Raw genomic sequence first — 20,940 nt, 5'->3', positions numbered from 1 at the left:
GCCGCACAGGCACACAACGGCAGGAGACAGGCCAGATTGACCTGTCTCCACCCGGGGGCCTATGGGGGCCCGCCCAGCCGCTGCACCCGAAGTTCGGGGGCGCGGCGCTGCTGGTGTTCAGCATAGCAGAACGTGGCAGGGCTGAATCCATCCTTTTTTCATCTTGAGCGGTGGGCCCGGCGCATCTGCGGCCTGCTGGGCGCTGGCTGACCGCTAGGCTGCTCCACGTGAAACGTTCGCTTCGTCTGGCTCTGCCGCTGATTACCTGCTCTGCCCTGCTGACCGCCTGCCCTGGCAACGGCGACGGCGGCGTGACGCCCCCGCCCCTGACCGACACCACCGCGCCCACCGTGGCCCTGAGCGCCAGCCAGAGCGGCCGAGTCGTTACCCTGAGCGCCACCGCGCAGGACAACGTGGGGGTCACCCGGGTGGACTTCTACAGCGGCGACCTGCTCATCACCAGTGACACCAGCGCGCCGTACAGCGTGGGGCTGAACCTCACCACCCAGAGCGGCGTGCAGAACTACACGGCCAAGGCCTACGACGCGGCAGGCAACGTGGGTGTGGGCGGCGCTCAGCTGACACTGGCACCGGCGCCCGCGCCGGCCACCCTGTACCAGGGCGTGTGGGGCTGGGGTTTGGTGGACGCCAGCGACAGGGTGGTGGACGAAGGCGCCGTGATCTTTGATGAAGAGGGCACGTTCGGGAGCCAGAAGGCCGCCCTTGGCGCCTACATGAATGACGCCCAGACTCGCCTGGGCTATAGCGTGATGGGTGAGATTCAGCGGGTGGGCAGCCTGGACGTTGCGTTTAGCGCCAACACGAATGTGAACGATTCCAGCTTCTATTTCATCGGGGTGGACACCGACAGCCGCATGGGCAGCTACCAGGGCATGGCAATCTTCGAGGGCGGCGGCGCCATTTTTGACGCGCAGGGGAACGCGCAGGAAGTGGCCGTGGTTCTGTTTCAGGTCTCCACCACCGTGCCTGCCAGCGCGCAGGCCCAGGAGGCACTGAAGGCCCAGGCGCGCGCCCAGGTGGCGAAACTGGCGGCCCAGCGCCCGGCAGGCCTGGTCCCCCTGAAAACCAGCTCCGCTGTCCTGCGCGACGCGGCCAGGGCCTTCCTGAAGTAAAGCGCAGGGCGAGAAGGGACGGAAGCGCGAGGCCTCCGTCCCTTCTCGCCCTGCCCTCCGCTCAGTCGGCGGCCTGACTCTGCTCGCCGGCGGGGTAGACCTCGATAATGCCCGCCGCGCCCATGCCACCGCCGATGCACATGGTGATCAGGGCCTTGCCGCCGCCCCGGCGCCCCAGTTCATAGATGGCGCTGGTGGTGAGCTTGGCGCCGCTGCAGCCCAGCGGGTGCCCCAGGGCGATGGCGCCGCCGTTCACGTTCATCTTCTCCTCGTCCAGCCCCAGTTCACGGGCCACGGCCAGCGACTGCGCGGCAAACGCCTCGTTCAGCTCGATCAGGTCAATATCGGCCAGGGTCAGGCCCGTCTGGGCCAGCACCTTGGGCACCGCCTTGACCGGGCCAATGCCCATCAGTTCCGGCTCCACGCCCGCCACCGCAAAGCCCAGGAACTTCGCCAGGGGCTTCACGCCCAGTTCCTGCGCCTTCTCGCCGCTCATGATCAGCACGGCGGCCGCGCCGTCACTGAAGGGGCTGGAGTTGGCCGCACTGACCGAGCCCGTGGCCTTGAATGCCGGGCGCACCTTGGCCATGTCCGCCAGATTGGCGTCGCGGCGAATCAGCTCGTCCTTGTCAAACTGCACCGTCTCGGACTTCATCTTGGTGCCCTTCAACCTGTCCACACGCACTGGCACAGGCACAATCTCGGCGTCAAACTTGCCGGCGTCCTGGGCCGCCGCCGCGCGCTGGTGGCTGCGCAGGGCAAAGGCATCCTGATCCTCGCGGGAAATGCCGTACTTGGCCGCCACATTCTCGGCGGTCAGGCCCATGCCGATGTAGGCGCCGGGGCGGCTGTCCACGAGGTCCAGGTTGGGACTGGGGTTGTGGCCGCTCATGGGCACCATGCTCATGGATTCCACGCCGCCCGCCAGCATCACGTCGGCCTGCCCGGTCTGAATGGCCGCCGCCGCCATGGCGATGGTCTGCAGGCCGCTGGAGCAGAAGCGGTTGACCGTCACGCCGCCCACGCTGTCAGGCATGCCGGCGCGCAGGGCGGCCAGCCGGGCCACGTTCAGGCCCTGCTCGGCTTCGGGGATGGCGCAGCCCAGGTAGACGTCTTCCACCACGGCGGCGTCCACACCGGCACGCTTGACGGCCTCGTTGAGCACCAGGGCGGCCAGATCGTCGGGGCGGGTATTGGCCAGCGTGCCTTTCACGCCGCGCCCAACCGGGGTACGAACAGCAGAAACAATAACAGCGTCACGCATGAGGTTCTCCTTGCAGAGGGTCAGGCGGCGACTGAAAGCGCTCTGCCTGACGGAGGAAGGTGGAAAGTTGGGAAGCGTAGAGCCGGCGCCAGAACGGCTGAAAGCCCACGCCACTGCGCTCTTCGAGGTCGGCCCGGCCCCGGGGGTGGGCCAGGAGACGGCCCATTCCACTGACCGGGGCGGGTCCGGCCAGCAGTTCGAGGGTCTGGACATGCTTGACGTTCTTGTACCCGTAGAGCCGGGGCACCACCAGACGCAGCGGAGCGCCGTGCGCCTGGGAGAGGGGCTGGCCCGCCAGCCGGTCAGCGAGGAGGGCGGAGGGGTGAAGAAACTCCTCCAGAGGCAAACAGGTGGCGTATCCGTCGGCGCCGCTGATTCGCACGTGGCTGGCAGAGGGCCGCGCGGCTTCCCGGAAAAACGCGGCCCAGAGGTCCTGCACCCGCCACCCCTCCCAGCACAGGTCCGGCACGCTCCAGGTGGTCACGCAGTGGAAGTGTGCCGTGAGCGCCACCCGGGGCAGCGACGCCAGCTGTCCATGCGCCACGGCGAGTGGAAAGTGCACCTCCCCGTGCAGCCCCAGGGCCCTGACGGTGGAGGGGTCGGCCCAGCGCTGGACATACTGGGCCAGCCCGAACCGCGGCATGGGTCCGCTGAGCCAGCGCTGGCCTGATGGCAATGGATTCATGGAGTTCCTCCGGCCAGCACCCTTCCTACAAACGCCTCCAGCTGCGCGTCGTACTTCTCCGGGTCAATGTTCCAGCAGCGGATGTGCTTGGCACCTTCAACGCGGTGGTACTCGATCAGGTCGGGGCGGGCGGCGGCCAGGGCGTCCGCCTGCGAGATGGGAATGGTGCGGTCGCGGGTGCCGTGCCACAGGATCATGGGCAGGGTGAACTTCGGCGCGGCACGCAGCTGGTCCACCGTGTCGAAATCCTGCCCGCTGCGCTTCGTCACCACCCACTGGGTAAAGGTGGCCACATGCCGCGCCAGCAGCCTGGGCAGGCCGAAGCGCTGCCCCTGCCACAGAATCGTGGCCCGCCAGTCCAGCACCGGGCAGTCCAGGGCCACACCCTGCACCGGGATGGGAAACGGCTGGTGCCTGTCCCGCAGCACGCTCAGGACAATGTTGCCGCCCATGGAAAAGCCGTACAGCACGGCCCGCTTGTACCCGTGGTCCCGGGCCCAGGTCAGCGCGGCCAGCACGTCCTCGGCTTCCTGGTCGCCCAGAGTGAGGTAACCCTTGCCTGCCCGGGGGGCGCCGTGCGCATTGCGGAAGGTGACGAACAGCGACCCCGTGCCCGTGCGCTGCAGCGCGGGCAACATGCGCAGCGCCTGGGCCCGCTGCCCCCCATGGCCGTGAACCACGATCACCAGGGTATCGGCGTGTCCGGGCACCGTGCCGGTGGGCGGAATGTGCCACGCGGGCATGTCGCCCACCGGGGTGGATACAACGGTGTCCTCGTACGCCACGCCCAGTTGCGCGGGCGTGCCGTTGTACACGAAGGTGGACACCCAGGCTAGGGCGCCGTTGGGCAGCACGCCGCGTTCCTGCAACACCGCGCGGCGCACCAGGGTGCCGGCCAGTTTGCCGCCGCCCAGCACCGCGTGCCCCCGGTTGGGCCGGATGGGCACCACACCCACCACCCCGCGCGAGAGCGTTTCGGCCCCGGCAGGCAGGTACACCTCGTTGCCCCGGCGTCCTACCGGCACAAACACGCCCTTGACCCAGCGGGTCTTGGACCGCAGCGTGATTTCCGCGCCGAACAGGGCCCCGACGAGGACGACGGCGGCGTAGCCGAGGGTGAGCCAGGGCAGGGCGCGGCGTTTGCGGATGGTCCGCAGATGGCGGAAAGCAGATGGTAGATGGCTCATGGCTGCCCCAGCTTAGTGATCAGCGCCGTGAGCTTCGCCGCAAGAACACGCGCCTGCTCGTTCAGATCGGCGGTGCTTGGGGCAGGGAGATAGGCCAGCCGCACCGACAGATGTAGCCCACTGACGACCTCGTACAGAGAGCCTCTGGACTGGGTGAGGAAACGACTGAAATCCCAATCTGTGCCGCGCCCCCGTCCCTCAGCAATGTTGAGGGTGACGGATGTGGCTGCCCGGCGAATCTGATTCGTGAGGCCAAATCGCTCGTCAGATGGCAGCGCCGCCGTCAAGGCATAGACCCCTGCCGCAAACTCCACGGACAGCTGATACACCTCCAGATCCTCGAACGGAAAGAACCCCCCCGAGTTCAGCACGGTTTTCAGCGTTCTGCCATCTGCCATGTGCCATCTGCTCCTGCTCAGTTCCTGAGCGGCTTGCCCGTCTTGAGCATGTGCTCAATGCGCTGCTGCGTGCCCTTCTTGCCTAGCAGGGTCAGGAACGCCTCGCGTTCCAGGTCCAGCAGGTGCCCCTCGCTGACCCTGGCCGCGCGGTTGTTGCCGGTGCCGCCCGACAGCACACGCGCCAGCTGTTCAGAGACCACGAGGTCGTAGTCGGTCACGTAGCCGCCCTGGTGCATGCCGTGCAGGGCGCTCTTGATGGCCGCAATCGCCGCGTCGCCCATCACGGGAATGTCCTGGCGGGGGGTGGGCTGCACGTAGCCCGGGGCCAGGGCCAGCACCTGCCGCTTGGCTTCCTCCAGGATGTGGTTCCTGTTCATGGCCACGGTGTCGGTGGCGCGCAGGAAGCCCAGGCCCCGCGCTTCCAGGGCGCTGGTGCTTACCTTGGCGGTGCCGATCAGCTCAAAGGCGCGCTGCACGGCGGGCAGCAGGGTGGCGCCCACACGCTGGCCGGGCTGCTGCAGGTCAGTGAAGCGCAGCAGCATTTCCTTGGTGCCGCCGCCGCCCGGGATCAGGCCCACGCCCACTTCCACGAGGCCCATGTACAGCTCGGCGCTGGCGACCACGTGGTCGGCGTGCAGGGTGAATTCAGCGCCGCCGCCCAGGGTGAGGCCGAAGGGGGCCGCCACCGTGGGGTGCGGGCTGAAGCGCAGGCTGGTCGTGACCTGCTGGAACTGCTTGACCATGTCGTCCAGCTCGTCCCATTCATCGGCCTGCGCCTGCGAGAGAATGAGCGGCAGGTTGGCCCCGGCGCTGAAATTCTCGCCCTGGTTGCCCACCACCAGCCCCGCGTAGCCCATCTCCTGCACGAGCTTGTGGGCGTCCTGCACGGTGCGCAGCTGGTCCTCGCCCAGGGCGTTCATCTTGGCGTGCCACTCGGCCAGCAGCACCCCGTCGCCCAGGTCCACGATGCTCGCGCCTGCGCGCTTCTTGACCACCCTGGTGGCGTCTTTCTTCAGGTCCGTCAGGATGAAGTACGGCGCCTCGTATTTCGTGGCCTCGCCCGTGGGGGTCACGGTTTCGTCGCCCTCGTAGAACTTCTGGCGACCACTGGCCTTCATGGCGGCCAGCAGCGGGGGCAGGGTGCGCCCTTCAGCTTCCAGGTTCCCAATGACCGTCTGCACGCCCAGGGTGTCCATCGTCTCGAAGGGGCCCTGCTCCCAGCCAAAGCCCCACTTCAGGGCGTTGTCAATGTCCTGCAGGCGACCGCTGACGTTCCCGGCCATCTTGGCGGCGTACCAGAAGCCGTCGTTCATGACGCCGCGCAGGAAGTCGCCCTCCTTGCCCTCGGCGCCGTACAGGGCCCGCACGCGCTCGGGCAGGGGCCTCCCCTTCACGGCCTCCACGGCGGCCACCTTCACGCGGCCCCGGTCCTCGTACTCGAAGGTGTCCAGATTCAGGTGCAGGATCCTGGTCTTACCCTTCTCGTCCTTGGTCTTCTTGTAAAAGCCGCTGCCGGTCTTGTCGCCCAGGAACTTCTTGTCTTCCACCAGCGCGCGGAAGGCGGGGGTCAGGGTAAAGTCCTCGTCGTCGGGCGTGGCCCGATTCAGGTCGTTGGCCACGTGGTAAATGATGTCCAGGCCCGACAGATCGGCCGTGCGGAAGGTCGCACTCTTGGCGCGGCCCAGGGCGGGGCCGGTCAGTTCGTCCACCTCGGCGGGGCTCAGGCCAGTTTTCGCCATATGCCCCATGGCGCGCACGATGCCGTACACGCCAATGCGGTTGGCCACAAAGCCGGGCACGTCGTTGGCCAGCACCACGCCCTTGCCCAGCGTGGTTTCGGCAAAGGTGCTGAAGGCCTTCACGACCTCGGGGTCGGTCTTGGGCGTGGGAATGACTTCCAGCAGGTGCAGGTAGCGCGGGGGGTTAAAAAAGTGCGCGCCCACGAAGCGGCGCTGGAAGTCCTCGCTGCGGCCCTCGGTCTGGAGGTGCATGGGAATGCCCGACGAGTTGCTGGAGATGATGGCCGTCTTCTTGGCCACCTTCTCCACCTTCTCCCAGAGGTCGCGTTTGGCGTCCAGCTTCTCAATCACCGCTTCCAGCACCCAGTCAACGTCCTTGAGTTTCTTCAGATCGTCTTCAAGATTGCCGGGCGTAATCAGGGCGGCGCGCGCCGGGTCCATGAACGCGGCGGGGCGGGCTTTCAGGGCGCGCTGAATGCCCTGCTTGGCCAGAACATTCCGGTCGGGGTTGTCCGGCAGCACGATGTCCAGCAGCAGAACGGGAATCCCGGCGTTGGCCAGTTGCGCGGCGATGGCAGCGCCCATGACACCCGCGCCGAGAACGGCAGCCTTTTGAATACGGTAGGGCTGAATCTTCATGCGACCTCCTGCGAGATGGTGAAAAATTAGACTCGGTTCAAGTTTAAAGCCGTGCCGGGGCGTTTGTCCACTGAAGGGGAGGCAGGAAGCGGGACGCGGGGCGCGGTGAAAAACTGGGGGCTGCAGCTTACAGAGGCGGGAGGAAGGTGGGGGTGCCCGTCTCCCGCGCACTGCGCCCCGCCAACCATCTCAAGGCCCGCTGTCCGGCCTGGATGTACGCCGGCTTGTGGTGTGTCAGCCCGAACGCCACGTCGCCCAGGGCGCGGCAGGTGGCATACCACGCGGCCCGGCGCACCAGGGCCGGGGACTGGGGCGCGACCGCCAGAGCCGCTGCCAGCAGCCCGGGCTGGGCCCAGTGCAGCAGGCCCGCCCAGTCGCGTGCCGGGTCACCCAGTGCGGCGTCGGCCCAGTCGAGGACGCCACAGGGCAGACCCGCCGCATCCAGCAGCACGTGCTCGGCAGCAAAGTCACCGTGGAGAGGCACCAGCGGCACGGCCAGGGGGGGCGGCGCCTGGACCACAGCGCGCCACCGCGCCGCCTCTGGGAGCAGGCCCGCCGCTTCGGCCATGCTCAGGTCCGCCAGGGCCGCGTCCTGCCAGTCCTGGCCGCCCGGGTCGTGATCGGTGGCAAGCGTCACGGCGGCGGCGGGAACGTGGTGCAGGGCGGTCAGCAACCGGCCCAGCACCCGGCCCACCTCGACGGGCTGCGGCAGGGCCCTGCCCAGGGCCGGCAGACCCGGCAGCCGCCGCGCTACCGCGCCGCCTTCCGGGCACAGCGGGCCCACCTCCACCCAGTCCAGCACCTCGGGCACCGGCAATGGCAACAACGGGGCCAGCGCCGCCAGCAGGGCCGCCTCTTGGTGCAGGGCCTCTCCCCCACCAGCCCACCTGGGGCAGCGCAGCACGTGCTCTTCGCCCAGCGCATACACGCGGTGGTCGGTGCCCTCGCCCAGCCACGTCACCGGCTGACCCGCCCAGGCCGGGGGCAGCAGGGTTGCCAGCTGGGCCGGGCTCAGGGCAGGAAGGGTGCGCCTTACAGCCACCCCCGCACCACGAACACCAGCCCCAGCCCAGCCAGGGCCAGCAGCGCCGCCACGCTCAGGCGGCGGTCCTGGCGCCAGCCGGCCAGGGCCACCCACAGGGCCGCCAGCACCGGCACGCCCGCCACCCACACCACGCCCACCCAGGCGAGGTCCGGCGCCAGCACCCCCACGGCCAGCAGGACCACGCCCACCCAGAAGCCGGCCGGGTACAACCACGCGGGCAGGCCGGCCAGTTCGGTGCCCGGCGACTGAGGCGTCATGCGTCCCAGTCCGGATACTGCTGGGGCGCGGTGCCCAGGGCGTCCAGCACCCGTGGCAGACGCACGCGCGGCGGCGCGTCCTGCAGCCCCTGGTAGGTCACATCGAAGGTCCAGTCGTCGCCGTAGTCAAAGAGAAAGGTCCAGGTGGCCTGCCGCCCGAAGGGCACCGTGGCCGGCACGCCCTTGACGCCGTGTTCCTCGCGGCCGGTGGGCAGGCCGGGGCCCAGCAGCCCTGGCCCGCTCAGCACGGGGCCCACCACCTGCAGCTGCCCCAGCACCGCGTCCAGCCCGCCCGGCTGCGCCAGCCGCTCCCGGATCTGGGGCGGCAGGGACGAGCCCTCGTCCTGCTCCTCGTCCAGCAGCAGCCCATCGGCAAAGGTGCGCAGCTGACCTGCCAGGGCCGCGCGCAGCCGCTCCGGGGCGTGGGGCAGCAGTTCTTCTTCCAGGCGCCGGGCCAGAAAGGCGGCCGTTTCGCGCATCAGGGCGTGGCGGTCCACCGTCTCCAGCAGCAGCATCAGGGCCAGCTGCGCCTCGGCAGGCGGGGCGGGCGGCGCGGGAACGTGCGGCGGCGCGGCCCTCTGCGGGCCCTGGGCCATCTCCATGTCCTTGAAGAGTTCATAGGCCACCTGTGCGCGGTAGGGGTTCTTACCATCGAAAAAACCGAAGGCGTGGTCAAAATCGAAGTCAAAGGCCGCCACGATGGCCCTTGCCAGGGCGTACAGATCTGCTCCCGGCGCCAGCCCCACCACCCGGAAGGGAAAGCGCCGCTCGCCCTGCACCTTCACGCGGCTGACGACCTTAAAGACCTGCATCTGACGGGCTTTCTTCGTGGGTGGCATGACGGTCTCCTTGGGGCCGGCGCCCGGTTTCAGGCCCAGTATTTCCACAGCAACTGCCCGGCCGTGAAGATCAGCAGCAGGCTGAACAGAAGTTTGAGCCGCGCCGCCGGAATGCGGCTTTGCAGGCTGGCCCCGGCCCGCGCGCCAATCAGCACGCCCAGCGCCACCCCCGCCGCCAGGCGCAGGTCCAGCAACCCGCCCGCGTGGTACACCAGGGCGTTGCCCACGGCGGTCAGGCCCATGATGAAGGTGCTGGTGGCAATTGCCTGCCGGATGGGCACCCCGGCCAGCAGGTTCAACACCGGCACCTGCACTGTGCCGCCGCCGATGCCCAGCAGGCCGCTCATGATCCCGGCAAAGGTCATGGCGGGCGGGACCAGGCGGCTGGGGGGCCGCTCGGCGTCCACGCGCCGCAGGCCGCGCAGCAGGGTGTAGGCCGAATACAGGAGCAGCGCCGCAAACACCGTGGCCACCGCCTGCGCCGGCAGCACCAGCCCCAGGAACGACCCCAGGGCCCCGCCCACAATCGTGTAGGGCGAGAGCAGATAGCCAGTGCGGGCGCGCACCAGTCCCTGCTGCAGGTAGCTGGCCGCGCCGCTGAGGCCCACGGCCAGCACGCCAATCTGGCTGATCGCCACTGCCTGGGCAATGCTGATCTCCTGGCCAAAGAGCGGCAGCACGAATTCCAGAGCCGGCACCACCACCACTCCGCCCCCTAAGCCCAGAATGGCGCCCAGCACCCCGGCCAGCAGCCCAATGCCGATCATGGCCAGGGTCAGGCCGGTCAGCACCCACGCCTCTGGCTGGGGGCGGCGCAGGTGGCAGGCCGCCATAGTCCGGATGTGCGCATCACACCCCGGAGGCTAACATGCCGCCTCGCCCGGCACCCGCACCAGCGCGGCGCTGCGGCCCCCGCCCGCACGCTTGGCGCGGTACATGGCAGCGTCGGCCTGACGCACGAGGCTGTCCTCGCTGGCGCCCGTGCCGTCCATACGCGCCAGCCCCACCGAACCGGTCACCTGCACCTGCGCGCCGCCGGACAGCGTGACAGGCTCGGCCACCGCCGCCACCACCCGCTCGGCCAGCGCCTGCGCTGCCTGGGGGCTCTGGCTGGCCGGGCCCAGCAGGGCGAACTCGTCGCCGCCCAGCCGCGCGGCCTGGAAGTGGGGCGCGCCGCAGGCCGCCAGCCGCTGCGCCACCACCCGCAGCACCTCGTCGCCCGCCGCGTGGCCGTGGGCGTCGTTCACCGGCTTGAAGCCGTCCAGGTCCAGCAGCAGCACCGCCGCGCCGCCGGGCAGCGCCGCCCGCAACGCGCGGTAAAAGCCCGCGCGGTTGAGCAGCCCCGTCAGGCCATCGTGAAAGGCGCGGTGCTCCATCTGCGCCTGACTGAGGCGCAGTTCCTCGGCCTGGGCGCGCAACTGCCGGTTGAGCCTCAGGCTCTCGGCATGCGACAGGGCCTGGCGCAGCGTGACCACCCCGAACACAGCCGCCGTCAGCAGCACCACGCCCCGGCCGGTCAGGGTGTTCTGCGGGCCGTACAGCACCAGCAGCGCACACGAGGTCAGCACCGCCGCGTAGGGCAGGGCGCGCAGCACCGTGTCCAGCCGCGCGCTGGCCCGCCGGGGCCCGGCGCGGTCCACCCCGGCAGACAGCGCGCCCGGCGAGGCCAGCCACACGATGCCCAGGGCCTGCCCCGCCGCGCCCCAGGCCCACAGCAGGTCAATGGGACCGCGCGGCTGGTACAGGCGGCCCAGATTGAAATACAGCAGGTCGGCCACCACGTAGGCCAGCAGGCCCAGCAGCAGCGGCCAGCGCGTGAAGGACAGCGGCTGGCGCAGCGTGAACAGCACCAGCACCAGCATCACGATGTCCAGGCCCACATACCCCAGGTTCAGCGCGCGGAACACCACCGTGCTGCCCGGGTCCTGCAGCAGCGGCACCACGGCCAGCACCCACGACACCTGGGCCATCACCAGCCCCACTGTCAGGCTGTCCAGCAGCGCCGCCGGGTTGCGCCCGCGCCCCGGGCCCAGCAAAAGCAGGCCCAGCAGGCCCACGTAATACAGCAGGTACCCGGCGTCGGCCACCGAGAGGTCCGGCGCCTCCCGCCCCGGCAGGTCAAACAGCAGCACCCAGGCGGCCTCGCCCGCCGCCAGCGCCGAGAGGCTCAGGACACCCCAGCCCAGCACCCGGCGCGCCGCGCCCCGCGCCCGCGCGAACGCCTGCCAAGCCACCGCCGCACACAGCAGCAGGATCAGCAGATACAGCACGTCCACAGCGTGGCTGTCCTGGGCCCCCAGGCGCAGGCCCAGCAGCAGCGCGCTGTACAGGGCGGCCACGCCCAGCAGCACGGCAGATAATGGCGACAGAACACTCTTCATGGGCGGCGCCTCCAAGACCAGGGGCGGGGAAGCTGGGCCCACTGTAGGCGCCGCCGCGACACAGGGCTCTGACAAATGCCAGGGTGATACGGACTGCCGTCCATGTCCGTACCATCCGGGCAGAAGGGGGATGTTCCCCGCCTTCGGCTGGGGGCAGTCCAATTCCCGGAAATCCGTATTTGTTCCTGCTCCCTCCGGTCGGAAACATTCCGTAACGTGTGGCGGAATGTTTCGGAACTCGTATGAGTTCGCCGCGTATGGACCCGGCCTGGGCCACAGAGGCTGACCCACCGCCGCCAGCGGCCCGCGCCGGCCCGGGGGCCCCTTTTCAGCTGCGGGTGGCTTCCGGGTACTCGAAGCGGGCGCCCAGGGCTTCGAGGTGCCGGAAGAAGTGCGGGTAACTCTTGCGGATGTGGTGGGCCCCCGCAATGCGAAGGGGCGCGCGGGCGCTGAGCCCCAGGATGGTCAGCAGCATGATCATGCGGTGGTCGCCGTGGCCGTCGGCTGTCACGCCCCCGGCCACCCCGGGCGCACCCGTGACGCTCAGGCTGTCGCCGGTCTCGCTGGCCTGCAGGCCTAGGCGCTGCAGCTCGCGCCGGGTGTCGGAGATGCGGTCGCATTCCTTCAGGCGCAGGGTGGCCACGTTCTCCCAGGTGCTGGTGCCCTGGGCCAGCGCGGCGGCGGCCGTCAGGGCCTGCACCGCGTCGGTAAAGCCGTCGCCGTCGCGCGTGACCGCCCGCAGGGGCGCGCCGCCGTGCACCGTCAGGGTGTCGCCCTCCCGGGCAATGGCCGCGCCCATCTCGCGCAGCACTGCCACGGCCTCGCGCTCGCCCTGCAGGTCCTCCTCGCGCAGGTTGGACAGCCGCACCTCACCCGGACGGGTAGCCGCCGCCGCCAGCAGGGCCGCGCTGCCGGGGTAGTCACCGGGCACGGGCACCCGCCCGGCGCGGTAGGTCTGGCCGCCAGGAATGGTCACGCGGCTCAGGTCCTCACTGGCGCTGGCCTGCACCCCGAACGCCCAGAGGGTGTCCAGGGTCTGGCGCAGCGGCGCGTGGCTCTTGATGTTCCCGGTCAGGCGCACCTCCAGACCGCCGGGCAGCAGCGGCCCCAGGAACATCAGGGCGCTGGCGTACTGACTGGACCGCTCGGCACTGACCTCCACGGGCCCCCCGCGCACCGGCCCGCTGATGGTGACGGGCAGCCGCCCCTCCTCGCTGCGCACCCGCGCGCCCAGCCGCACGAGCGCTTCGAGCAGGTCCCCCTGCGGGCGCCGCCCCAGCGAGTCCGAGTGGTCGGTCACGAAGGTGGTGTCCTCGGTCAGGGCCGCCACACCCATCAGAAAGCGGGCCACGGCCCCCGCGTTGCCCGGGTTGAGCGTCATGCCGGGCCGGGGCCGCGCCCCGAAGCCGCGCACCACCACGTCCTCACCTAGGCGCTCTATTCCGGCGCCCCAGTCGGCCAGACAGCGCAGCAGGGCCTGCGCGTCCTCGCTGGTGGCCGCCCCCACCACTCGCGTCTCACCCGGCGCCAGCGCCGCCGCCAACAGGTAGCGCGTGGTGTAGTTCTTGCTGGGCTGCGCCCGGACCTCGCCGCGCAACTCGGCGGCGGGGTACACGATCACATCGAACTTCTCCGGCAGGCCGTCCATGCGGGCCAGGGTAGCGGGGCGGTGAGGGGCCGGGGGGCGGGTTGTCGAGAAAGGGCGGGATGTGGGGAGTAGAGACAGAGGGGTGTGGGTTGTGGGAAAAGCAGGGAGGTGAGGGCAGACACGCCGCCCGCCTTATTTCGTCTTTTGACTTTCAGAAGTAAAACTTTCTGGGCCGCACCAAGCCTTCGTGCCCCCTTCCCGCCCGGGTTCAGACGAAGCCGTCGAACGTGGCCGCCCCCGAACGGGGGCGGCCCCTCTGCGGGGAAGCTCTGCGAGTCACTCATCTTGATTTGGTGACATAGGCTCACTTGCTCCTTGGCGCGCAGCGCGCGGGCGTCTGCAGATGGGCGGAGAAGTGCGACGGCGTACACCGCGGGGGCGAAGACAAGCGGTTCTGCACCGTCAGTCGAAACTCTTGCCCAGCGCAGCGTCGCTCGCCCCGCTGCCAGGTTCCAGGCGCGCCCGTCAAACCAGCGGCAACGTGCAGGCCGCCCTGCGCGGCGAAGTCGTCTCCCCTCTGCTGCGCAGCTCTGCGAGTCTGGGGCTGGGGGGTGGGGCAAACAGGCAGTATCAACGCGCAAATCAACCCCCACGCGATCAACCCCTCACCCTCATTGATACCCGCAACGGCCGAACCGTCCTACAACGCCCAGATCACCCCCCCCGCAATCAACCCTGCCCCCGTCCCCACCAGCAGCGCCGTCTGCCCTTCGCCCAGCCGCCTCCCCGTCACCGCCTGATGCAGCGTGAGGGGCAGGCTCGCCGCGATCACGTTCCCCAGTGTGGGCAGCGTCACCTCCACCCGGTCCGCTGGCCACCCATAGCGCTGCAAGAGGTCCAGCCCCGCCTGACTGGCCTGGTGCGGAATCACCCGGTCAATGCCCGGCAACCCCGTACTCAGCCCGGGACGCAGCCGTTCCAGAAAGCCCGGCACCACCCGCGAGGCCAGTTTGAGCACCTGTAGTCCCTGCATATCGAAGGTAAAGTCGCGGTGTTCTGCACGGGGATTCTGCGGCGTCAGCAGCGTGCCGCCGCCCCGGATGCGGGTGTGGTCGGCGCCCTCGGGGTACGTTTCAATGCGCGCGGCGATCAGCCCCTGCCCCGGGCGCTCGGCTGGGCCCAGCAGCACGGCGGCGGCGCCGTCGCCAATCAGCAGGGTGCTTTCCGGCTGCGCCGGGTTCAGGCCCAGGCTGCCGGCCTCGGTGGAAATGATGAGCACATGCCGCGCCTGCCCCGCGTGAATCAGCAGGGCCGCGTGCTGCAGCGCCAGCAGGAAGCTCAGGCAGGTGCCGTGCAGGCTGTAGGTGGCCGCGCCGCGCAGGCCCAGTTCGCGGGCAAACAGGGCTGCGCCGTCGGGAATGGGCTGCAGCTGGCTGCCGCTGGCGTTGAGCAGCACGTCCACGTCCGTCACGTTCAGCCCGGCGGTGGCCAGCGCGGTGCGGGCCGCCTGCGCGCCCAGGCTCAGGGCACTTTCATCGCCGGACAGCCAGCGGCGCTCGCGCACCCCACTGCGTTTCTGGGCCACGTCGGCCGGCACGCCGCACAGGGCCGCCACCTCGGCAGTGGGCACCACGCGTGCGGGCAGGGCCTGGGCGGTGGCCAGCAGGCGCAGGCCCAGGAGCGAGACAGGAACAGGCGGAGCGGTCATGGGGTCTCCTCTGGGTGGGGGCGCCAGCGGCGGTGGACCCGGCGGCGCTTGGTGCCCGGCAGCGGCGGCGGCAGCGGGGCGGTGCTCAGCGTCACCCGGGCGGGGTCGGCGCCGCTGCGGCGCAGGGCGGCGTCTACCCCGGCGCGGGCCTGCGCCGCCAGTTCGGGGGTCCAGGGGTCCAGCGCCAGGGTCAGGGCCGCCGCCCCGGTCTGTTCGGCGCGGTAGTCGCGCAGGCCCGGCAGCGCGGCCAGCGCGCCGCGCAGGAAATCGGGCCAGACGGTCACGGTCTGCCCCCCGGGGCCGGGCAGCTGCAGGGCGTCGTCCTGACGCCCCGCAATCGCCGCCACCCGCCGGGCGGCGCGGCCACAGGGGCAGGGCTCTGGGTGCAGCCGCAGCAGGTCGTCCAGGCGGTGGCGCACGAAGGGCTGCACGCGGCGGCGCAGATCGGTGATCACCGGGCGCACCAGCCCGCCGCCCACCTCTTCCAGGTCAAAGTGCACGTGGGCTTCCGTCAGGTGCAGTTCGCCGTGTTCGCAGGGCAGCCCCAGCAGCCCCTCGGTGGCCTGGTACACCTGCACCACCGGGCCCCAGGCGCGCAGCGGCGCAGCGTCGTCGGGCTCCAGCACCTCGGCCACGCTGACCACGCGCTGGACCTGCACCTGGGCCCCCGCCGCCTGCACCGCGCGCAGCACGGCCGGCGGCCCCACCACCAGGGTCGGGCGGAAGGCGGCCAGTTCACGGGCCAGTTCGGGAACTGGCCGCAGCAGATCGAAAAACCGGAACTCCAGCCGCCGGCTGCCCACACTGCGGTACAGCGGGCTGTCGGCGCGCAGGAAAAAGGCCACGCGGTGGCGCCGGGTCAGGCCGCGCCAGCCGCCGGGCAGCAGGGCGCGCAGCACCGTGCCTGCCCAGCGCGCCCGCTCGGCCTCGCCCACCAGAAACACGCCCTGGGTGCCGCTGGTGCCGGTAGACAACCCCACGGTGACTGGCCCACGCCGCGTGGCCAGCCGGGGCGTGAAATCACGGGTCTGCTCGGCCTGCCGGGCAGTGGCCAGCGCCTGGGCCAGGGTGACCCCCGCCGTGTTCAGCGTGTCGAAGCTGGCCAGCATCTGGGGCTTGGTGGTGGGTGGCAACTCGCGCCAGCGGGCCAGGGGCAGCCCCGCTGCCCGGAAGCGCGCCGCCACCGCCGGGCTGTGGGCTGCCACCCAGCGCAGGTGGTCGTGCGCCAGCCGGTTCTGGTGGGCGTCCAGGGCGGCGCGCGAATGGAAGGTCAGCCGGGCATCGTCCAGCGCAGCGTGCAGCACAAGCAGGGGATTCATGGCCAGCTCTCCGGGGCGTCGTGGCTCACCTGAACGCGTGCGCCGGGATGGGCCTTCAGAAAGGCGCGCAACCGGGCCCCACTGGCCTCCTCCTGCGCCGGGTCGAAAAAGGCGGCTCGGGCCAGCGGGTGGGGCGGGTGCACCTCGCGGGCGGCGCGCACGCTCCAGGCGGCGTCGGCGGCCAGCACGGTCAGGCCCCGGGCCTCGGGGACCAGCAGGCCCACCATGCCGGGCGCGTGGCCAGGCAGTGGCGCGGCCCACACCGAGCCGTCCCCGAACACGTCGGCCACCTGGGAGAAGGGCGCCAGTTCAGCTGGGGCCGCCTGAAAGGTGAGCCAGCGGGCGCGGGCCTCGAAATCGCCGGGCAGGGTTTCGGGCAAAAAGGCGCGGCGCACGGCCTTCAGGCCCCGCAGTGGGCGCAGCGGCTCGTAGGCGGCGCGGTCCAGGTGAAAGGTGGCGTGCGGAAAGTCGCGCAGGCCCCCCACATGGTCGGCGTGCAGGTGCGAGACGATGATGTGGCGCACCTCCTGCGGCGCGAACCCCATCACGGCCAGCTGAGCGCGGGCGGTGTCCTGCGGGCGCAGCCGCACCGGGGTCACCAGGCCGTACAGCACGCCCGGCCAGCGGCGCATGGCCTGCAGCGCGGGGGCGCCGTAACCGGTATCGAACAGCACCGGGCCATGCAGCGGGTGCAGCAGCAGCGCAAAGCCCGCCGGGTACGCCTGCACGCGCCACGGGGCCCCGCGCTCGGTGATCGCCGCGAGGTTCAGGCAGTCCCCCGCCTGCAGCGGGATCACGCGCACGGGGCTCACCGCTGCCCCCGCAGAGCCGCGAGGACCTCGGCCAGCCCCTCGTCTGGGGTCACCACCGGGGCGTACCCCAGCCGCTCGCGGGCGCGGGTCAGGTCCAGGGTCATGGGCCGGGTCAGCAGGCGCACGCCGCTGGCCGTCAGGGGGGGCTCGGGCCGGGCGGGGTGCAGGCGCGCGCTCCATTCGAGCAGGTGCGCCGCGCCCTCCAGCAGCCGCGCGGGCACGAACCGGGCCGGACGGGGCACGCCCAGTGCGTCGGCCAGCCGGTCCAGGGTGGCCCACAGGGGCAGGCTCTGGCCATCGGTCACGTTGTAGATCCCCGGGGCCGGGCGGGCCAGAGCCAGTTCTGCGGCGTGGGCCGCGTTGCGCACGTGGGTCAGGTCGGTCCAGACCTCGGCCCGGGTCAGGCGCGGCAGCCGCCCGGTCTGCAGGGCGCGCGCCAGCCGGGGCACGATGCTGGTGTCGCCCACCCCGTACAGGCCGCGTGGCCGCAGAAGGGTGGCGTCGGGGAGCGCCGCGCGCACCGCTTCCTCGGCCAGAAACTTGCTGCGCGCATACAGGCTGTCAAAGCGGGGTCCCACGGGCGTGTCCTCGCGCACCGCGCGGGTGTGGCCGGTCGCGTTGTACACGCTGGGCGTGCTGATGTGCACGAGGCGCAGCCCGCCAGCGGCGCAGGCGCGGGCCAGTTCGCGGCTGGGGTGAATGTTGTCGGCCTCGAAATCGGCCCAGCGGCCCCACAGGGTGGAGCGGGCCGCCGCGTGCACCACCCCGTCCACGCCGCGCAGCAATTCGGGCCAGTCGGCGGCGCGCAGGTCGGCGGGCACAAAGCGCACCCCGGCCTGCGCCAGCCACGCGCCCCGCCCGGCGTCCCGGCCCAGGCCGCGCACCTCATGGCCCTGGGCCGCCAGACGGCGGGCGATCTCACCGCCCAGGAAACCCGTTGCGCCGGTCACAAGCACTCGCATCTGACTTCAGAGTATGGGCCCACCCGGCTCCGGCCAGGGCAGAACCGGAACGCAGCCCAAGCCCCGCACCCGCCCGCAGGCCACATGAGGGCGGAGCGGCTGCGTCATGAAGCCCAGGCGGGGCACGCCGCCCCGCCTCTCCCTGGCGCCATGGCCACCCTTCCTTCTGCTGCTGGCCAGCGCCGGCTGTCCCGCACCCGCCCCCACGAACCCACCAGTATGCTCCTGGGCCACGCCCCCATCACCGGGGCCGCCTGGCACAGCGGCCGACCGGGGCGAGGCGGGGGTGTTCACCCTGACCGTGGCCGAAGTGCTGGACGCCCTGACCGGAGCGCTGGCGCCGCGTGCCAGGGTCAACGCGCTGTTTCGCAGAAGCGGAGACCGCTGAGGGCGACCCGCGTTATTCAGGCCGGGTCACCCGGTACTGCCGCTCGCCCTGAACGGTGACCGTGACCGTCACCCGGCCACCTTCCACGGTCACCGTGCAGGCTTCGGCGCCGCGTGGCAGCGGTTCGGAAAGCGCCTGGGTGCAGGGCTGGGTGTAGCTCAGCTGGGGCGAGGGCTGGGTGGCCTGCACGGCGCCCGCCACCCGCACCGCGTAGTCGCGCACCGCGCGGCCCTGCCAGGACAGGGTGGCCACCATCAGGCCAATCAGGGCAAAAAAGCCCACCAGAATGGCCACGAAGGTGCGCTGGGTGCGGGCGCGCATCTCGGGCGTCACCTCGCGCAGGTCGCGGCGGCCCGCCGGACCAGCGGCGGCCGGGGACGGCGGCGGGGACGGGGCGGGGCGGCGGCGCTTGCTCACAGCGGCCAGCCTAGCGCGCCTGCCCCGGCCGGAAGCCTCACGGTACACTGCACCCCATGAGCAAGGTCATCATCATCGGAGCCGGCGGCGTGGCCAACGTCACTGCCAAGAAGTGTGCCCAGAACGACAGCGTCTTCACGGAGGTGCTGATCGCCACCCGGACGGTGAGCAAGGCCGACAAGATCGTGGCCGAGATCAAAGAACACATGCCGCACAGCAAGACGGCATTCACGACCGCCACCGTAGACGCCGACAACGTGCCGGAACTGGTGGCGTTGATTCGTGGCTTCGGGCCTGCGGTGGTCATCAACCTCGCGCTGCCCTACCAGGACCTGACCATCATGGACGCCTGCCTGGAAACCGGCGTGCACTACCTGGACACCGCCAACTACGAGCCCAAGGACGTGGCGAAGTTCGAATACTCCTGGCAGTGGGCCTACCAGGACCGCTTCAGGGAAAAGGGGCTGATGGCGCTGCTGGGCTGCGGCTTCGACCCCGGCGCCACCCAGGCGTTTACCGCCTACCATGCCAAGCACCACTTCCAGGAGATTCATTACCTGGACATCGTGGACTGCAACAACGGCAACCACGGCAAGGCGTTTGCCACCAACTTCAACCCGGAAATCAACATCCGCGAAATCACGGCGAACGGCCGCTACTGGGAAAACGGGCAGTGGGTGGAAACCCAGCCGCTGGAAATCTCCCAGGACATCTATTACCCCAAGGTGGCCACCCGCAAGAGCTTTGTTCTGTACCACGAGGAGCTGGAATCGCTGGTCAAGCACTTCCCCACCATCAAGCGCGCCCGCTTCTGGATGACCTTTGGGGAAGCGTACATCAAGCACCTGAACGTCCTTGAGGGCATTGGCATGACCTCCATTGAGCCGATTGACTTCCGGGGCCAGAAGATTGCGCCTATTGAGTTCCTGAAAGCGGTGCTGCCGGCCCCCGAGTCGCTGGCGGCGGGCTACACCGGCCAGACCTGTATTGGCGTGCAGGCCAAGGGCACCGGCAAGGACGGCCAGCCCAAGGTGCACTTCATTTACAACGTCAAGGACCACACCGAGTGCTACCGCGAGGTGCAGGCGCAGGGCGTGAGCTACACCACGGGCGTGCCCGCCATGATTGGCGCCATGCTGATGCTGCGCGGCGACTGGCTGCAGCCCGGCGTGTGGAACGTGGAGCAGCTGGACCCCGATCCCTTCTTCGCCGCCATGAACGAGTGGGGCCTGCCCATTGACGAACTGGCCGGCATTGAGCTGGTCAAGGACTGAGGGGGTGACCGTACCGGCCTACGACGCGGTGGCGGATTTTTACGTGGCGTTCGTGGACCGGTTGCTGGCTGACCCGGGCAGCTTCTGGCACCCGCTGCTGGAACGGTATGACGAGCTGCTGGGCCCAGACCTGTCCGGCGCCTGCGTGCTGGACATCGCCTGCGGGGAAGGCCACCTGGCCCGGCGCCTGTGTACGTTCGGACCGGCTTCGGTGCTGGGCATTGATCTGGCGCCCGCACTGATTGAGGTGGCCACCAAGCGCGCCGACGATCCTCGCCTGAGTTTCCGGGTAGACGACGCGCAGACACTGGCCACCATCCCCGACGCCTCGGTGGACGTGGCAGTGTCCAAGCTGGCCCTGATGGACATTGCCGACCACCGCGCCTTGTTTCAGGCCACAGCGCGCGTGCTGGTGCCGGGGGGCCGGTTCCTGTTGTCGCTGCTGCACCCCTGCTTCGAGACGCCCTTTCATGAAGAGCGGGCGCCCCGGTTTCTCCTGGACGACACCGGAAGGCGCCTCGCCTACCGCATTCAGGCCTATGCCCAGGAAGGCCCCTGGCATTCGGGTGGCAGCGGGGTGCGCGGTCGCCTGGGGGCCCACCACCGCACACTCTCCACGCTGGTCAACGACCTGCTGGCCGCCGGTTTGACCCTGCGCGGCCTGTATGAGGTGACCAGTGCCCCGGTGGGCCTGCTGTCGCAGGTGCCGCAGACCCTGCTGCTGGACGCCCAGCGCCCGGACTAAGTCGCTCGCTGTTGATCGGGGGCTTGGCAGCGAGTGACTTAGGCAGAGGGCCCGTTCACGCTGCGGCTGGCTTCCGTCTCCAGACTGCGGCGCGAACGGTGGTCTCGGCCAGTGTTCAGGTGGGGCCTTCGGCCCGGCCCCCGCGCCGTCATCCCGTACA

Annotated in this window: 19 protein-coding genes; 3 read left to right on the top strand and 16 right to left on the bottom strand. The window is 70.4% G+C overall.

Going from position 1 to position 20,940, the window contains the following annotated elements; all coding sequences use genetic code 11:
* Nucleotides 1–227: 227 nt before the first annotated feature.
* Nucleotides 228–1,133, top strand: a complete 906-nt coding sequence (locus tag C8263_RS08590; protein WP_107137714.1) for an Ig-like domain-containing protein — start codon at nt 228–230, stop codon at nt 1,131–1,133.
* A 61-nt stretch (nt 1,134–1,194) separates the two neighbouring features.
* On the opposite strand, the gene C8263_RS08585 is transcribed toward C8263_RS08590, so the two are convergent.
* The 16 genes from C8263_RS08585 to C8263_RS08510 all read right to left on the bottom strand — a co-directional run bounded on the left by C8263_RS08585 (nt 1,195) and on the right by C8263_RS08510 (nt 18,761).
* Nucleotides 1,195–2,397, bottom strand: coding sequence for a thiolase family protein (locus C8263_RS08585; RefSeq protein ID WP_107137713.1), 1,203 nt, complete (start codon nt 2,395–2,397; stop codon nt 1,195–1,197).
* Entirely contained in the window at nt 2,390–3,082 is a 693-nt protein-coding gene (locus C8263_RS08580) for a molybdopterin-dependent oxidoreductase (RefSeq protein WP_107137712.1), read from the bottom strand. The genes C8263_RS08585 and C8263_RS08580 overlap by 8 nt, the downstream gene beginning before the upstream one ends.
* On the bottom strand, nt 3,079–4,269 hold the full coding sequence (locus C8263_RS08575; RefSeq protein ID WP_107137711.1) for an alpha/beta hydrolase: 1,191 nt from the start codon (nt 4,267–4,269) through the stop codon (nt 3,079–3,081). Before C8263_RS08575 ends, C8263_RS08580 begins: the two co-directional genes overlap by 4 nt.
* On the bottom strand, nt 4,266–4,667 hold the full coding sequence (locus C8263_RS08570) for a four helix bundle protein (RefSeq protein ID WP_107137710.1): 402 nt from the start codon (nt 4,665–4,667) through the stop codon (nt 4,266–4,268). The genes C8263_RS08575 and C8263_RS08570 overlap by 4 nt, the downstream gene beginning before the upstream one ends.
* Nucleotides 4,668–4,684: 17 nt before the next feature.
* The gene (locus C8263_RS08565) at nt 4,685–7,045 is read right to left on the bottom strand and encodes a 3-hydroxyacyl-CoA dehydrogenase/enoyl-CoA hydratase family protein (RefSeq protein ID WP_107137709.1); all 2,361 of its coding nucleotides are present in this window, start codon (nt 7,043–7,045) and stop codon (nt 4,685–4,687) included.
* A 127-nt stretch (nt 7,046–7,172) separates the two neighbouring features.
* Complete coding sequence (locus C8263_RS08560; protein ID WP_158263772.1) at nt 7,173–8,087, bottom strand: phosphotransferase family protein; 915 nt, start codon at nt 8,085–8,087, stop codon at nt 7,173–7,175.
* A complete protein-coding gene (locus C8263_RS08555; RefSeq protein ID WP_107137707.1) occupies nt 8,078–8,347 on the bottom strand; it encodes a hypothetical protein in 270 nt (89 codons plus the stop codon). Before C8263_RS08555 ends, C8263_RS08560 begins: the two co-directional genes overlap by 10 nt.
* Nucleotides 8,344–9,186 (bottom strand): plasmid pRiA4b ORF-3 family protein, encoded by an 843-nt coding sequence (locus C8263_RS08550; RefSeq protein WP_146160636.1) that lies wholly within the window; start codon nt 9,184–9,186, stop codon nt 8,344–8,346. Before C8263_RS08550 ends, C8263_RS08555 begins: the two co-directional genes overlap by 4 nt.
* 29 nt (nt 9,187–9,215) lie before the next feature.
* Nucleotides 9,216–10,019, bottom strand: coding sequence for a sulfite exporter TauE/SafE family protein (locus C8263_RS08545; RefSeq protein WP_199188353.1), 804 nt, complete (start codon nt 10,017–10,019; stop codon nt 9,216–9,218).
* 30 nt (nt 10,020–10,049) lie between these two features.
* Nucleotides 10,050–11,567, bottom strand: coding sequence for a GGDEF domain-containing protein (locus C8263_RS08540; RefSeq protein WP_146160635.1), 1,518 nt, complete (start codon nt 11,565–11,567; stop codon nt 10,050–10,052).
* A 328-nt stretch (nt 11,568–11,895) separates the two neighbouring features.
* Nucleotides 11,896–13,215 (bottom strand): 3-phosphoshikimate 1-carboxyvinyltransferase, encoded by a 1,320-nt coding sequence (gene aroA / locus C8263_RS08535; RefSeq protein WP_107137704.1) that lies wholly within the window; start codon nt 13,213–13,215, stop codon nt 11,896–11,898.
* A gap of 640 nt (nt 13,216–13,855) precedes the next feature.
* Complete coding sequence (locus tag C8263_RS08530) at nt 13,856–14,863, bottom strand: 3-oxoacyl-ACP synthase III family protein (protein ID WP_107137703.1); 1,008 nt, start codon at nt 14,861–14,863, stop codon at nt 13,856–13,858.
* Nucleotides 14,860–16,182: a F390 synthetase-related protein gene (locus tag C8263_RS08525; protein WP_107137702.1), complete on the bottom strand. Its 1,323-nt coding sequence runs from the start codon at nt 16,180–16,182 to the stop codon at nt 14,860–14,862. Before C8263_RS08525 ends, C8263_RS08530 begins: the two co-directional genes overlap by 4 nt.
* Nucleotides 16,179–16,994, bottom strand: coding sequence for an MBL fold metallo-hydrolase (locus tag C8263_RS08520; protein ID WP_107137701.1), 816 nt, complete (start codon nt 16,992–16,994; stop codon nt 16,179–16,181). Before C8263_RS08520 ends, C8263_RS08525 begins: the two co-directional genes overlap by 4 nt.
* A complete protein-coding gene (locus C8263_RS08515; protein WP_107137700.1) occupies nt 16,991–17,956 on the bottom strand; it encodes an NAD-dependent epimerase/dehydratase family protein in 966 nt (321 codons plus the stop codon). The genes C8263_RS08520 and C8263_RS08515 overlap by 4 nt, the downstream gene beginning before the upstream one ends.
* Before the next feature lie 400 nt (nt 17,957–18,356).
* Complete coding sequence (locus tag C8263_RS08510; RefSeq protein ID WP_107137699.1) at nt 18,357–18,761, bottom strand: hypothetical protein; 405 nt, start codon at nt 18,759–18,761, stop codon at nt 18,357–18,359.
* A gap of 56 nt (nt 18,762–18,817) precedes the next feature.
* On the opposite strand from C8263_RS08510, the gene C8263_RS08505 reads away from it, so the two are divergent.
* Nucleotides 18,818–20,035 carry a saccharopine dehydrogenase family protein gene (locus C8263_RS08505; RefSeq protein ID WP_107137698.1) on the top strand — a complete coding sequence of 406 codons (1,218 nt, stop codon included), beginning with the start codon at nt 18,818–18,820 and terminating at the stop codon, nt 20,033–20,035.
* Nucleotides 20,036–20,039: 4 nt separating this feature from the next.
* Complete coding sequence (locus C8263_RS08500) at nt 20,040–20,780, top strand: class I SAM-dependent methyltransferase (protein ID WP_158263771.1); 741 nt, start codon at nt 20,040–20,042, stop codon at nt 20,778–20,780.
* Nucleotides 20,781–20,940: the final 160 nt, after the last annotated feature.

This window comes from Deinococcus arcticus, assembly GCF_003028415.1.
Lineage (GTDB): Bacteria > Deinococcota > Deinococci > Deinococcales > Deinococcaceae > Deinococcus > Deinococcus arcticus.
This window is presented reverse-complemented; position numbering and strand designations above follow the sequence as displayed.